Source organism: Erwinia sp. AK-PDG3-5, from assembly GCF_056821705.1.
The window spans coordinates 4668507-4683485 of record NZ_CM165967.1 but is presented as its reverse complement, the minus strand read 5'-3'; the positions used below and the strand labels follow the sequence as shown (position 1 = coordinate 4683485).

Below are 14979 nucleotides of genomic sequence, written 5' to 3'. Positions count from 1 at the left end.
CTTAGAGTTTAGCCTGCAGCGCGTCAAAAACGGGCTGCGGTAGAAAGGCGCTCACATCACCTTTGTGACGCGCCACTTCTTTCACCAGCGAAGAAGAGATAAACGAGTACTGCTCAGAAGGCATCAGAAACACGCTCTCCAGCTCCGGCAACAGATGGCGGTTCATGTGGGCCAGCTGCATCTCATATTCAAAGTCAGAGACGGCCCTCAGGCCTCTTACCAGCACGTTGGCTTGCTGATCGCGGGCAAAGTTCGCCATCAAATCACTGAATCCCACTACCTCCACGTTCGGCAAATGGGCGACAACCTGCTGCGCCAGGCTTACGCGCTCTTCCAGCGTGAACATCGGTTTCTTGCTGGGACTGGCCGCGATAGCCAGTACGATACGGTCAAACATCAACGCGGCTCGCGTCACGATATCCAGATGGCCATTGGTCATCGGATCAAAGGTGCCAGGATAAATCGCTTTGGTGCTCATAGACCGCCCTTGCCGGAAGCGTGAGAAGAGTTATTCAGCGCCCAGAGCGCCGCGTATTTATTGAAGGTGTACTGCGCATTGACGACCGCCAGTAGCCAGCCCTGTTTGCCATCCAGAAAACCTGCGCGCAAAACCAGCGTTTTGAAGAAGGCGCCGATGGTGTGCGTAAAGATGGAAACAATGCCGCAGCGCTTGCCCTGATGATAGCGCTGTTTTGCCCAGGCCTCCGCGTAGGCGAACTGTTTCCACTGGAAGGCAGAAAAGTCACGACAGGTCAGATGCAGAAGATCGCCTTTCAGCGCAGTCACGGCAACGCCCTGGGTGTCGAGGGACTCATGCACCTGATGATCGTTGTATTGATAGCGGGAAGGATAGAGGCGGATAACCCGGTCCGGGTACCAGCCGCTATGGCGCATAAAGCGGCCTAAAAACAGGTTCCGGCGACCCAGACTGTACACCGCGTCAGCTGAGGCGGGGCTTGTCAGCACGGCCTCTATCGAAGCGCGCAGCTGTTGCGTCACGCGCTCATCGCTGTCGATCATTAAAATCATCGGATGGCTGGCATAACTCTGCGCCAGCTGGCGCTGCCGGCCATAGCCGTGCCATTCCGTAGAGTGAAAGACTTTCGCGCCGTGTCGGGCAGCAACCTGAGGTGTGCCATCACTGCTACCAGAGTCGAGCAGGACGATCTCATCGGCCCAGCTCACGGACTCCAGACATTCTGGCAGCAGGTCGGCCGCGTTTTTGGCGATCAGCACGACCGAAAGAGCCTGGCGTGAAGACATTTAGTGATTCCGCTGTGGCAGATGGGGTTCGAGTAACTGTAGCAGACGCTGCAGCGCACCCTGGTTCTGATGCAGCACTTCGACGGCATGACGGCCATAGTAAAGGCGATAATCTTCGTCGGTCAGCAGCGTACCAATTTCTTTATCCAGTGAGTCAGCATCGGTGACGGTAATCAGGCCGTCAGCCTGCTGCAGCTTGGCGCAGATATCTTTGAAATTGAGGGTATAAGGTCCCATTAATACCGGGATAGCATGTGCGGCCGCTTCAAGCGGATTGTGGCCGCCACGATCGACCAGGCTGCCGCCAACAAAGGCCACATCGGCAATACCGTAAAGCAGCATCAGTTCACCCATCGTATCGCCAATCACCACCTGCGTGCTGCCTGATGGGATCTCGCCACTGCTGCGAAGGGTATAGCTGAGTCCGGCTTTCTGCGTCAGTTCGCGGGCGGTAGAAAAACGCTCAGGATGACGAGGGACAAGAATTAACAATAAATTGGGGAAACGCGTCAGCAGCTTACGGTGCGCATCCAGAATAATGCTCTCTTCACCATCATGCGTACTGGTGGCAATCCACACCGGGCGGCGAGGCGCCCACTGGCGACGCAGGGTAATCGCTCTGGCGGCCAGTTCGGGCGTGACGGAGATATCAAACTTCAGGCTACCGGTCACCGTCAGATGCGAGCGTTTTAAGCCAAGGCTGATAAAGCGTTCGCCATCTTCCTGATTCTGCGCGGCAATCAGCGTAATGCGTTGCAGCAGCCGTTGCATAAATTTGCCGAGTTTTTTGTAGCCCTTTGCAGAGCGTTCAGACAGGCGGGCATTGGCGATCACCAGCGGGATCTTTCGTTTGTGCAGCAGCGCGATCATGTTCGGCCACAGCTCGGTTTCCATAATGATCACCAGACGCGGGTTTACATTATCGAGGAAGCGGTTCATCGAGCCGGGGAGATCGTAAGGCAGATAAACATGGTGCACATCTTTGCCAAACGCAGAGGCCGCGCGCTCAGAGCCGGTCGGCGTCATGGTGGTGACGGTGATTGGCATCGAGGGATAGCGATGGCGCAACGCCCGTACCAGCGGGACCGCAGCCAGCGTCTCACCGACAGAAACGGAGTGCAGCAAAATACCGTCTGGCTTCACTTTGCCGGCGCAATAGCCATAGCGTTCTGCCCAACGTTTGCGGTAGGCGGGAGCCTTCCGGCCGCGGAGCCATAGCCGGAGCCAAATCAGGGGCTGAATGAGGTAAAGCAGAACGGTATAAAGTGTTGTCATCACAGTGTTTATTCAGAGTGGAGAGACTCGCGCCAGAGTATGCCAGAAAAGAGGAATAATACGGCATGTTAGCAGATAAGTCGTCTCCGCTCACACTTCTTATCAGGGCTGCTGCAACACTTGTTGATATAGCGCATGAAGCTGCGTGGCAAGCTGTTGCGGAGAGCAGGGCAAGACCCTTTCCCGGGCAAGATCGCCCATCCGGCTGTCCAGCGTGCGTTGTGGGATGGCAACGGCCGCCGCCGTCAATGCCGGCACGTCCAACGCATCACAGACAAACCCTTGTTTACCCTCGACAATGAATTCCGCGCCACCACAGGTGAAGCTGGTGATGACCGGTAATCCGCAGGCCATCGCTTCCAGAATGACGTTAGGGAAGGGATCGTACAGCGTGGGCAGAATCAAGCTGTCAGCGGCGTGATAGAAGGGGATGACGTTGTTCTGCACGCCCAGGAAATGAATGCGTTTTTCGCATCCCAGGCTGCGCGCGAGGTTTTCGTAACGTGATTGCTGCTTGTCCTGCCCGACCACCAACAGGTGCGCATCGGTCGCTGCCAACGCGCTGATACTGGCCTTAAGACCTTTGCGTTCAAAGCCTGAACCGACATAGATAAACACTTTCGCATTATCCGGCAGGTTGAGCTGCTCACGAGACTGCTGACGTTGCTCGGCGGTTGCGGGCATAAAGCGTGTGGCGTCGATGGCATTATAAATCACCGCAAACTTCTCTTCCGGCACCTGGAAGCAGCGCATGATGTCGTTTTTCACCATCAGCGAATTGCAGATGATCTTTTTCAGCGCAGGTGAGCGGAACATCTCTTCTTCTGCAGTCATCACATAGCGGTGATAACGGCTTACCTGCGTCAGCAATCGCTGCACCGGAGACACGACCCGGGCGCGCTGTTCCAGCCACACACGGTGCACGCCGTCGCCGGCGCGGAAAATATCGCAGCCCGCAATGCGCTCGTGACTTTGCACGATATCAAACTTCTCCTGCTGCCAGCAGGCCCGTGCGGCCACGGCAAAGCCACGTTCGCGGGAGATCCGGCCCCACTTTTTCGGGTTGCAGATATGCAGGTGCCACTCTGGCTTGGGTTCTCCCTGCCAGCTACGGGTAATGATGTTTAACTCCAGGCTCTCGTCATCCAGCGCTTCCAGCGCACGTGAGATAAACCGCTCGGCGCCGCCATCGGGGCGATATTTCTGGCGCACGATGGCCAGTCTGACCTTACTCATCCAGATAATTCCTTGCGGCTTTCACCACGTCTTCAAGTGGGAGGGCGCTGAGATAACGCGTTTCCGTTTTGGTATCGATGCTGTCCGGTGAGGGCAGCGGCGCATAGTCACCCGCCCAGATCACCTTATTGTTGTCACCCCACGGCCGCCATTGCTTCAGCTTGGTTGGGCCAAACAGCGCAATACAGGGCGTATCCAGCGCGGCAGCCATATGCATCGGGGCGGAATCGACGCCGATAAACAGGTTGGCATGGTCAATCAGCGCGGCTAACTGCGGCAGAGTCAGTTTACCTGCCAGAGAGATGGCCTGACGGTTCTGGCACAGCGAGAGAATATTGTCGATCATCGCCAGCTCCTTCTTATCTGGCGCGGCGGTCAGCACAATATCCATTTGGTCTGAGGCAAGGCGATCAATCAGCCCAGCCATTTTCTCGTCTTCCCAGCACTTGAACAGCCAGCGGGACGTGGGCTGAATCACAATATAAGGTTTACGGGTTGGTTGACGCTGGTCCAGCTGAGTGCGGGTGGTTTCCCAGTCGCTCTCGCTGTAGTGCATTGCGGCCGGGAAGCCGTGGAAAGGGATATTCAGCGGCGTTAACGCCATCAGGTTTTGTTCAACCGTATGCAGATTTGCATGCTGTTCAGTGGTGGCCCGATGGGTATGCGCCAGGCGCCAGATAGCATTGCGACGCTTATGGTAATCAAAACCAATCCTGACTTTTGCACCCGAGAAAGCGGTCATAATGGCGCTGCGCCACTGGTCGGCGAGGTTGACCACCAGGTCGTAGTGACACTGGCGAACAGCGGAGACTAACGCCACCTCATGCCGGATGTGCTGCCAGGCACCCTCTTTTTTCCAGTTACGATCGATAAAGTGGATCTGTCGAATGTCCGGATGCGCCTGCAGCATCGGGCGCGTCTCTTTGTACAAAAGCACGTCAATACTGGCATTGGGATATTGCTGGCGCAGGGCGTGGATCACCGGGGTGGTCAGCAACATATCGCCATGATGGCGAAGTTTGATCAGCAGAATGGTTTTTGGCGTAAACATCGGGCTGGTTTGCGAAGTAGCCATGCTCATGAGATCTCAATGTTGAGTTGACCCACTGCAAGGAGGGGCCTGCCAGTAAAAATGTCGACGGGTTTCATCATCAGCCTTTCCGCCAGCGATTAATTCGGCTCAGCCACAGCAGCAACTGGTACCACTGCCGCACGCCACGCGCATTTCGCAGCATTCTGCCCGGCGTTTTACTGGCGATCAGGTCCGCTATCATCGCTTGTCGGGCGTCCGCATCGGGTTCGCGGCGAATAGAGTGGCACACGGTCAGGGCTTCTTTCGTGACCTGCCGATATAACGGCGCAGACAGCTTTACGGTGTTTTTATAGCGCTGGTTAATCTCATCCAGCATCCGCGCGATTTTAAGATAGTGGCGCTGATATTCCACATTACGCATTCCCGTGCGCTTCTGATTACTGATTGACTGATCGTGTACGTAATAACGGTACATCACCTCGTCGGTATACCGCACCCGACGGGCATTCAGCATCAGTTCAGTGGTCCAGGGGATATCCTGATGATGCAGGCCGGGCTCAAACTGTAAGTTGAGTTGGTCAATCAATGCACGGCGATAGACGCCCAGCCAGACAACATGCAGATAGCGATTGGTTGCCAGGGCCTTACCGAGCCATTCAGCGCCGCTAAGAACGCCGGTGGACTGTAAACGGTCTTTAGGGATCAGCGGTTTGGCTTTATCCCCACCCCAAAAAACGCGTTCTGCATTGCACTGGGCGATATCCAGATCGTCGGCGTTGGCCATGGCGATCAGTTTTTCATACATATCAGGAGCAAGGGTGTCGTCAGCATCGGGGAAGGTCACGTAGCGGCCTGTCGCTATTGCCATCCCGGCGTTGCGGGCGCGTGATACGCCGCCATTTTGCTGATCGATAACCCGAACGTGCGGATACTCAGCGGCATACTGATGCGCCATCGCGGCTGACTCGTCAGTTGAACCATCATTAACAATAATGACTTCAAAGGATTGCAACGTTTGAGCCAGTAATGAAGCCATGAAAGCCTCAAAGCTTTTCCCGGCATTGTACATCGGGATAACCACGCTCAGTTCAGGCGCGGCGGGATCGGAATGCGGCATCATACTCAGGGTAAAATCTTCTCTTCGTGAGTCAATTGAGGCTTGCGGGCACTCACAAAATCATGGATATCATCCAGCTTACGCTTATCCAGTTCAAACAGTTGTTCGGCAGGATGATTGAATTTGTAGAGCGCCTGAAAAACAAAGGAGGTTGGTGCAATATGGTTCGGCCCGATCAGCAGAACATCGCCTAATGGCCGTTGTTCTTCTACGCAGCAGGGACCATAAATCAGCACCACCGGCACATTCTGCGCGTCGGCAATATAAACATTGCCGGAGTCCGATGCCACGTAGATATCCATCTGCTCGATCGCATAGGGCAATCCCTCCAGCGAGACTTTGCCGATCATGTTGACCAGGTTGTCGCGTTCACCAACCACCTTATTGAGCTCATTTAAGCGGGTAAGTTCATTTGGTGAACCAAATACATAGAACAGGCAGGGCAGGTCGCTCAGACGATCAAACAGGCTTTTCCAGATAACCGGGGGAATGGTTTTCGCCTGATTGCCGGCCGAGATGCTGATGCCGATTTTAATTTTGTCCGTCCTGAACAGCTCTTCCGGCGTATTGGCGGGTTGCACTAACGGCAGGGTCGCATGCTTGGGATAGCTCTCTTTGGTCAGCGAGCGGTCGGCCAGTTTCAGGTAGTTTTCCAGCGTCAGCGTGTTTTTCTCATGCTCCACCGTGCCGCTGGCGGTGAGATAAAAAATCCCCTGATACCAGCGACGGCGATACATCGACAGAAACTGTTTATTCTCCGCATTACAGCAGGCGGCATAGAACAGATTGGCGTTGTTAGGATGCAGCAGATAGACGTTGCGATAGCGGTTCATCAACCTGATGGCCAGCTTCAGTTTGGCCATCGTGCTGGATTTATGCTCTTCAGCGTAAAAAATCTCGTCCAGAGTGGCATCATTACGGGCAAGCGGCGCGACTGAGGTGCTGAGCAGGGCATCGCTATGCTTAAGATGCTGCATCAACGGGGTGATGTTGATGAAGTCCCCTATCTTTGCCGTCTGAATGATCAGATTACGGTTGCTTGTGTTCTTACCCAGCTTTTTCCATAGCTTAAGTGGTAAGAGCAGCAAAAATAACAATACATAATTCACGCTCTGTTCTCCCTGAGCGAGCTGAAAGTTCCACGGAAGAGGATCTGGGTAAGCGTACGTCCCATTGTCAGCCGTATTGATGAGGTCAAGCTTTTCACTGAGCTCAGATATCCGTTCCTGTAAATGAGCGTTATCATGGGCCAAAACCTTCAATGATGAGTAAACAAAAAATGGCTTCAGGTTGTCTTCGCCCGGATGTTGTGGGCTGATTTTAACGCTGAAACGAATGACAGTGCAGCAGGACTTTGTTAATTACGGTTAATTAAATCAAGGTACTGTCTGCAAACAGCCTCAATACTGTAAGCATCGACATCAGGCTTAATCATCCTGGGTGGATGAAGATAAATATCCTGCATTGTCGCCGCCAGCGAATCGTCATTCATTTCTGCCAACCCCCGCGATAATTCGCCGGTCAGGATGCTGACGGGGCCACCCGGGCAGCGCGTGCTGACCACCGGCGTATGGCAAATTAATGCTTCGACTAATACGTTGCCAAACCCTTCACTGTCCGAACTCACGACCAACAGCTTCGCATGACGGATGTAGGGATAGGGATTGCTGATAAATCCCTTAAAAATGACACGCTTGCTGATGCCTAAGTCAATAGCCAAATCTTTAATCGCGCGGGTCGCCTCGCTACTTCCCTGGCCAATTAACACCAGCGGCGCTTCGAGGCCACTCTTGGCGTAGGCGCGTAACAGCCGGTCATGGCGTTTGGTCGGATGAAAACGGCCAACATGGACCAGATAGTCCTTACCTGCCATCGAGCAGGGTTTCAGCGAAAGGGCTTCAATGGCCTCAAACTCAAAGGGATTGAATATCACCTGTTCACGTTTGGGCTGGATTTCAAACGAGCGCTTCAGGTCGTCAACGACGTATTGCGAGACGCCAAGGATGTTGCGGTCCTGATAAATGCGGCGGATTTTGGCTTTTTTAAGCCACAGAGAGAAGCCTTTACGGCGGGCAAGGTATGAGGCAGAAAACACCCCATGCAGGCAGAACCAGGTCTTTTCAGGTTCAAGGTGCGGGCAGCGGCGGACGATGCGATCCGTCTTGTGCAGATGAGAAATCACCAAATCGAACGGCGTGTCGCTTGTCTCCGCCGCATGGATTTCTTTATCCAGTTGTGCAGCACGGCGGCTCAGTTCGGTCAGTTTGCGCCACGGTTTTTTGCAGCTATCTTTGATCACCCGGTAATCCAGACCGGGCGGGATGGCGTACTCACACACCGAACGCAGTGAGAATAACGACACCCGATGTCCACGTTCCATCATCCCTTTTGCAAGAGTCAGCACGACTTTCTCAGCTCCCCCTCCGGGCAAGCCATCAATGATCATCAAAATGCGCTTGGACAATTTTTTACCCTTAGCCAGAAAAATACTGCGGAGAAGGCGCTGTAGCCTCTTTGGCCGCATAAATGCCGCTCATCTTTTTTCGGTTCAGGCGGGTCCTTCTGCCAGAGCTGTGTAGATTGCACTCAGGAAAACAAGCCGAACATCAGTGGCTTCCCAATGTACTCTATTTTATTAGCTGTAGTTATCTTAGAAAATTAACAGGAAGAGTGCCATAGTATAATCCACTGACAATATTGCCTCGCGAATCTCTTTGCGTCTCTATTGTCCGCTGCGTAACATACCCTCAGGCTAACCAGGAGTATGGTAACGGCATGACCAAACCCGCATTTCTCATCACTATTGATACGGAAGGTGACAACCTGTGGCGCAATCGCTCGGGTATTGTTACCACTAAAAACGCGGGATATCTCGCTCGTTTCCAGCAACTTTGCGAAAAATACGGTTTCAAACCGACCTGGCTGACCAATTATGAAATGGCCATCGACCCGGTTTACCAGGCATTCGCCCGTGATGTGATCGCCCGCGGTACCGGTGAAGTGGGGATGCACTTGCATGCCTGGAACAGCCCGCCAGCGTATCCACTGACTGACGATGACTGGAAATTTCAGCCCTATCTGATCGAATATCCTGTTGATGAAATGCGCCGAAAAATCGCCTTCATGACTGAGCTACTGGAAGAGACCTTCCAGACAAAGATGCTCAGCCATCGGGCAGGGCGTTGGGCGTTCAACCAGCAATATGCCCGGCTGCTGGTTGAGTTTGGTTATAAGGTAGACTGTTCCGTCACGCCTGGCGTGAACTGGCAGTTTTCGCCGGGTGCGCCGCAAGGCAACGGCGGCACCAACTACACACATTTCCCGCGCAATGCCTATTATCTGGATGCGGAAGATATTTCCCGTGAAGGCTCCTCACCGTTGCTGGAGGTGCCAATGAGCATTCAGTATAAGCATTCGGGGATGATGAACCGCCTGAAACAAGGCTATGACCGTTTACGCGGCAAGCAGCGCAGTCCGTCGGTTCACTGGCTGCGTCCGACGGGCGGTAACGTGCAGCAGATGATTGGCGTGGCCGAAAAAACGCTGGCTGCGGGGTCGGATTACGTTGAGTTTATGCTGCACTCGTCTGAATTTATGCCTGATGGCAGCCCGACCTTTAAAAATGAAGCGGATATCGATCGCCTGTATGACGATCTGGAGCAGTTGTTTAACTGGCTGCATGAGCGGACGACAGGGATGACGTTAACGGAATATGCGGCCACCAAAGCGCGTTGATGTGATAAACAGGACTCGCTGAGAGATAAAAATGAAAATAAGCTTCAAAGATACGGACTTCCGTGCTGTTTTTTACTTGCTGGCCCTGGCTTGTACGCTGCTAACCATTATGGTGACCTTTATTGATGTTAAGGGTGCCAAGGTGCTGTTTTACTGGAGCTTCTATTTTTCACTCGCGGGGATTTTGTTTAACCTGAAAGAGTATGATAACTCGCGGCTATGGTTCATTGGGCTATTGGCCGTGCTTGGGCTGAGTAAGGTTATCTGGTTCTACTGGGAGTATCTGGGCAGCGCGGATTACAGCGAGTTTAACGACTACTTTAATGCGGGAAAACGCCTGCTGTTGGCGTCCTTTATCGGTTACTGGCTGTTTTCTCAGATGAAGAACTACCCGAAAAGAAGTCTTTGGTTAATCCGCACCGGCTTACTGGTGGCGTTTTTTGCCGCGACCCTGTTCGGTTTATATCAATACTTTAGTGATATTCACCGGGTCGCTTTTTCGTTAGACCGCGCCACCATATCCGCTTATGGCTATGCGATGCTTTCAACGATGGTGCTGTTTATGCTGGCAACCGAAAAGCATACCCCTGAAAACATCCTGTTCTGTCTGGCGATCTTTTGCCTGTCCTATTTTATCCTGGTACAAACCGGCACCCGCAATATGATGGCTGCTTATCCCCTGATTATCCTGCTGGTCGGCGTACTGCAATTCCGTCACTTCGGCCTGAAGTCATTATTCTCGGTGGTGATTGCCTTGGTGATCTTGGTTGGGGTGAGCTATAAGCCGATGATTGAGCCGAAACTGGACTCGACTCTGCAAGAGTACAATACCTATATCCAGTCGGACGGGAATCAGTTTGGGTCGTTAACCACCCGTCTGGCAATGTGGCGAGTGGGGTCAGTCTGTTTCATGGCGCATCCTCTGGGGATGAAAACAGAAGATCGCACCGCGTGCTTCGAAAACTACGTTAAAACCCGCCATACAGACACTATCTCGCTGATGTATGAGAAAGTGCATCTGCACAACGAATTGCTGGATAGCGCGACGCTACAGGGAATTCAGGGCGCGTTAGTGATGCTGCTATTTTATGTCGTGCTGATTGCCTACGCTCTACGAAGCAGAAATGCGTTGATGCTGGCGGTGATGTTTGGCGTGGTGATTAGCGGCCTGAGTGACGTGGTGTTTATCAGCCGTGAGTTAACGATTTGCGTGGCGTTGATGCTGATCGTCAGCGAGATGTTCAATGCATTGAGAAGGCATCAGCAGAGCAACCTGGCCCGTTGACGTTTTTACCGGGGTCTTCACAGACCCCGTTTACGCACCTGCAGCATTTTTCTTTTGTAGCTGAGTCTGATTTTTCTATCCAACAGGAAACGGCTCAGACTGACCCGACCAATACGCGCGTTGACGATCCTGTCCTGTCCGCTGCTCCGCAGCGCGTCTGGATAGCGATTGGCAATATCCAGCCAGTGGCAGGTAATTAGCGAGGCAAAGTTAGCGGGTAAAACCTCATCCATATGCTGCGTTGCCGCAATCAGACAGTCGATTTTCCGCTCATCTATCGCGGAAGACAGGCTGTTGGCGTGTTTGCGATAGAGATAGAATCCGCTGTCTGAATAAAGCGTCTTCTGGCTCAGTGTCAATAACAGTGGAAATAACCAGCTGTCCTCATAACAAATGAAGTCTGGAAAAGCGTGCTGCTGGAGCAGATGACGGGCAAAAAACTGGCCAATGAAATGTGCCTGATAGTCGCGATGGATCAGAAACCGCTCTACTGACTGATGCTGAGTCAGTATTTCAGGCGCGTTTCCCTGCCAGACGGGCTGATTGGCAATCTCTCCACGCACTTCAATAATTTTACTGAGAAAAATGTCCGGCGCGTGCGCTTGCAAGGTAACCAGACGATCGCGCAAGGCATTGGGCAGCAGCTGGTCGTCACTGTCCACCATCAGCAGGTAATCGCCCGTCGCCATACTCACCGCCTGATTACGAACTTTACCGACGTTTCGGTGAGCCGAGAGGGCGCAGCGAAGACGGGGTAATTGCCGTGCATAGCGATCGATAATGGCCTGCGTGCCGTCCGTGGAACCATCATTAAGGATGATGATTTCAGCGTGATCGAGTGCCTCACCCAATGAAGCCACAATGCTGTCGAGCGTTGCAGCAAGATAGGCTTCACTGTTATGGGCGGCAATCAGGATGCTGAGCGGGCAGGCATTAGTCATTCGCTTAACGGCACCGGTAGGGCGATAGCGGGCGAGAGCATCGACATGACATTCTCAGCGGTAATCGAGGCCATATTATTGCCCTGCTCGGGGCGCAGCACGCACTGGTTCTTGCCGTAACCGCCTATCAATCCCGGGTCGGTCGGGCCATAAAGCGTGATGTTCGGGCGATCCAGCGCGGCGGTTAGATGGCTTAAACCGGTATCGACGGAAACCACTGCTCTGGCGCCTGCCAGCGTGCGGGCAACCTGCTCAAGCGTCAGCTTAGGCAGCACGTCGACATGGCTAAACCCTTCGGCCAGCCTGATGGCGCGCTGGTGTTCGTGGTCAGCGCCCCACGGCAATTTAATCCTCAGGCCGCTGTCGGCGAGTAAACCAATCAGCTCGCGCCAATGGCTTTCAGGCCAGTGTTTGGCATCACGCGTGGTGGCATGAAGAAACACCAGGTACTGTCCGGCATCCGATGGCGGCTCGTTAAGGAAATGCTGCGCGATGGCGTAATCCCCTTCGCTCTCCGGCATGGGATAACCCAGACTTTTAGCGAACAGCTCGCGAGTCCGCTGCACGGCATGTTGTTTTTTACTGATTTCATGGCGTTCGTCATACCACCAGCTGGCGAAAGGTTCGCGCGCACTGCGGCTGTCCTGACCATGCTTAACGCCTTTTGCAATGCGCGTGACCAGCGCGGCGCTTTTGATCAGCCCCTGCGCATCGATCACCACATCATACTGGCGCGACTGCACTTCGCGTTTGAACAGGAAGCGCTCTTCGCGGACTTCACTGCCAAACCAGTGTTTACGCCAGCGGCGGATGGCCACCGGGATCACTTTATCCACGGCAGGATGCCAGGCGGGGATCTGCGCAAAGCCTTCCTCCACCACCCAGTCAAAGCGAATGCCGGGAATCGCCTGCATGGCATCGGTCAGCGCCGGAAGCGTGTGCAACACGTCGCCCATTGAGGAGGTTTTAACAATCAGGACGTGCATGTTTTTTCCTCGTCATCCGCTAACAAGGCCGTCAGCTCGGCGATTACCCGCTCAGGCTGAATATCGATCAGGCTCTGATGATAGCCTTCTTCCGCGTCCCCTTTGCGTACCTTGTGGTAGCCGGTGATCAGGCGGATGACGCGTGCTTTGTCAGATAGCGGCGGCGTAAAGTCAGGGCTGCTTGGTCCGTAAAGTGCGATCAGCGGACGATCCAGCGCGGCGGCAATGTGCATCAGACCGGAATCGTTGCTCACCACCGCGCGGCAATGCGCCAGCAAAATCACCGCCTGTTCCAGCTGGGTTTCACCGGCCAGATTGCGGCAATGCGCACGGGAATCTTCCTGCAGGCTTTGCAGGATCTGTTCGCCCGTCTCTTTATCTTTGGCCGAACCAAACAGAATGATTTGATAACCCCGGTTGATCAGGCTTTGCGCCAGTTCAGCGTAGTGGTAATGCGGCCAGCGTTTTGCCGGACCAAATTCTGCGCCAGGGCAAAAGCCGATCGCGGGACGATCTGCAGATAAGCCAAACTCTGCTGCAGTTGTCAGCTTTTCAGCCTCATTGACCTGCAGCTTTGGCCATAGCAGCGGCTGCGTCAGCTGTGCCGCCTGGGTAAAGCGCGATTTGTCGTAGGCCAGCGCGACATAGCGCTCAACCATTAAAGGCCACGCGGCTTTATCCAGCACCCGCACGTCGTTCAGCAGCCCGTAGCGCATTTCACCCCGCCAACCGGTGCGGGTTTTGATATCGGCAAAGAAGGGAACCAACGCGGACTTAAACGAGTTGGGCAACACGTAAGCCCGATCGTAACCTTTGCTGCGTAAGGCTTTGCCCAGACGACGACGCTCGCCTAATGCCAACGCACCATGGCCCAGCGGCATCGCCAGGGCTTCGTTGACCTCTGGCATACGCGATAACAGCGGACGGCACCACGCGGGTGCCATCACATCAATCACCGCGTCGGGTTCAGCTGCCTTCAACGTGCGATAGAGACTTTGCGACATCATCATATCGCCAACCCAAGAAGGGCCGATTACCAGAATCTTCATTGCCGGAATTGTCCCGTTACGCCTTGCGGTTCAGCCAAGCCATATATTCAGCGACGCCTTCAGCAACGGTTTTGAACGGCTTGTCATAGCCCGCTGCCAGCAGGTTGGTTTGATCCGCCTGGGTGTAGGCCTGGTAGCGTCCCTTCAGTTTTTCCGGGAAAGGAATGTATTCGATTTCCCCTTTCTGATGGAAATTCAGCGCCGCATCGGCCACTTCCTGGAACGACTCGGCACGACCGGTACCGCAGTTGAAGATGCCGGAAACGTTATTTTCCCAGAACCACAGGTTCACCGACGCCACATCTTCCACGTAGATAAAATCACGCTTAAAGGTGTCGCTGCCTTCAAACAGCTTTGGATTTTCGCCGTTGTTTAACTGGGTGTTCAGGTGGAAAGCCACGCTGGCCATGCTGCCTTTATGGCCTTCACGCGGACCATACACATTGAAGTAGCGGAAACCACAGACCTGCGAACCCGCTTCCGGCAGGATCTGACGGACATAGTGATCGAACAGCATTTTGGAATAGCCGTAGACGTTCAGCGGCTCTTCATACTGGCGCTCTTCGATAAAGTTATCGTTGCGGCCGCCGTAAGTGGCTGCGGAAGAGGCATACAGGAACGGGATTTCGTGCTCAAGGCAGTAGTGCAGCAGCTCTTTGGAGTACTGATAGTTGTTGTCCATCATGTACTTGCCGTCCCACTCGGTGGTGGATGAGCAGGCGCCTTCATGGAAGATCGCTTCAACATCGCCGAAATCTTCATCGGCCAGGATGCTGATCAGGAAGTCTTCTTTATCCATATAATCGGCAATATTCAAATCCACCAGATTGACGAATTTGGTGCCGTCTTTCAGGTTGTCGACCACCAGGATATCGGTATGGCCTTTGTCATTCAGCGCTTTAATAATGTTGCTACCGATAAGTCCTGCGCCGCCGGTGACGATAATCATGAGCATTAACCTTTAAACAGGGGGGTGAAACGGGAGGTTTCACACGCTAATGCCTCTTATCATAACATCTGATGCGGCGTCAGACAGCCAGATGACTCCGTAACGGAATG

The 14979-nt window shown here is 53.8% G+C and carries 14 protein-coding genes; 2 read left to right on the top strand and 12 right to left on the bottom strand.

Annotated features, from left to right (window positions below):
• Nucleotide 1 precedes the first annotated feature (1 nt).
• The 8 genes from coaD to AC1UKS_RS21835 form a co-directional block, all read right to left on the bottom strand.
• Entirely contained in the window at nt 2–478 is a 477-nt protein-coding gene (gene coaD / locus AC1UKS_RS21870; protein WP_013200103.1) for a pantetheine-phosphate adenylyltransferase, read from the bottom strand.
• Nucleotides 475–1263 (bottom strand): glycosyltransferase family 2 protein, encoded by a 789-nt coding sequence (locus tag AC1UKS_RS21865; RefSeq protein ID WP_482435200.1) that lies wholly within the window; start codon nt 1261–1263, stop codon nt 475–477. The genes coaD and AC1UKS_RS21865 overlap by 4 nt, the downstream gene beginning before the upstream one ends.
• Complete coding sequence (waaA, locus tag AC1UKS_RS21860; protein ID WP_265909416.1) at nt 1264–2538, bottom strand: lipid IV(A) 3-deoxy-D-manno-octulosonic acid transferase; 1275 nt, start codon at nt 2536–2538, stop codon at nt 1264–1266.
• Between the two features lie 102 nt (nt 2539–2640).
• Entirely contained in the window at nt 2641–3774 is a 1134-nt protein-coding gene (locus tag AC1UKS_RS21855) for a glycosyltransferase family 4 protein (protein ID WP_482435199.1), read from the bottom strand.
• Nucleotides 3767–4855, bottom strand: coding sequence for a putative lipopolysaccharide heptosyltransferase III (gene rfaQ, locus AC1UKS_RS21850; RefSeq protein ID WP_482435198.1), 1089 nt, complete (start codon nt 4853–4855; stop codon nt 3767–3769). The genes AC1UKS_RS21855 and rfaQ overlap by 8 nt, the downstream gene beginning before the upstream one ends.
• Before the next feature lie 70 nt (nt 4856–4925).
• Entirely contained in the window at nt 4926–5876 is a 951-nt protein-coding gene (locus tag AC1UKS_RS21845) for a glycosyltransferase (protein ID WP_482437071.1), read from the bottom strand.
• 53 nt (nt 5877–5929) lie between these two features.
• Nucleotides 5930–7033 (bottom strand): glycosyltransferase family 9 protein, encoded by a 1104-nt coding sequence (locus AC1UKS_RS21840; protein ID WP_482435197.1) that lies wholly within the window; start codon nt 7031–7033, stop codon nt 5930–5932.
• Nucleotides 7034–7281: 248 nt separating this feature from the next.
• Nucleotides 7282–8388, bottom strand: coding sequence for a glycosyltransferase (locus AC1UKS_RS21835; protein ID WP_482435196.1), 1107 nt, complete (start codon nt 8386–8388; stop codon nt 7282–7284).
• Between the two features lie 311 nt (nt 8389–8699).
• Here AC1UKS_RS21835 and AC1UKS_RS21830 point away from each other — a divergent pair, with 311 nt between their 5' ends.
• Together AC1UKS_RS21830 and AC1UKS_RS21825 are read left to right on the top strand one after the other, a co-directional pair.
• Nucleotides 8700–9659, top strand: a complete 960-nt coding sequence (locus AC1UKS_RS21830) for a polysaccharide deacetylase family protein (RefSeq protein ID WP_265909386.1) — start codon at nt 8700–8702, stop codon at nt 9657–9659.
• Between the two features lie 31 nt (nt 9660–9690).
• Complete coding sequence (locus AC1UKS_RS21825; RefSeq protein ID WP_482435195.1) at nt 9691–10944, top strand: O-antigen ligase family protein; 1254 nt, start codon at nt 9691–9693, stop codon at nt 10942–10944.
• A gap of 17 nt (nt 10945–10961) precedes the next feature.
• Here the strand turns inward: AC1UKS_RS21825 and AC1UKS_RS21820 are convergent, their stop codons facing one another.
• From AC1UKS_RS21820 to rfaD, 4 genes are read right to left on the bottom strand one after another with little or no spacing between them, the layout of a single operon-like run.
• Entirely contained in the window at nt 10962–11885 is a 924-nt protein-coding gene (locus tag AC1UKS_RS21820; protein WP_482435194.1) for a glycosyltransferase family 2 protein, read from the bottom strand.
• The gene (rfaC, locus tag AC1UKS_RS21815) at nt 11882–12871 is read right to left on the bottom strand and encodes a lipopolysaccharide heptosyltransferase RfaC (protein ID WP_265909383.1); all 990 of its coding nucleotides are present in this window, start codon (nt 12869–12871) and stop codon (nt 11882–11884) included. The genes AC1UKS_RS21820 and rfaC overlap by 4 nt, the downstream gene beginning before the upstream one ends.
• Nucleotides 12859–13920: an ADP-heptose--LPS heptosyltransferase RfaF gene (gene rfaF, locus AC1UKS_RS21810; RefSeq protein WP_482435193.1), complete on the bottom strand. Its 1062-nt coding sequence runs from the start codon at nt 13918–13920 to the stop codon at nt 12859–12861. Before rfaF ends, rfaC begins: the two co-directional genes overlap by 13 nt.
• 16 nt (nt 13921–13936) lie before the next feature.
• Nucleotides 13937–14869 carry an ADP-glyceromanno-heptose 6-epimerase gene (rfaD, locus tag AC1UKS_RS21805; protein WP_013200116.1) on the bottom strand — a complete coding sequence of 311 codons (933 nt, stop codon included), beginning with the start codon at nt 14867–14869 and terminating at the stop codon, nt 13937–13939.
• Nucleotides 14870–14979 lie beyond the last annotated feature (110 nt).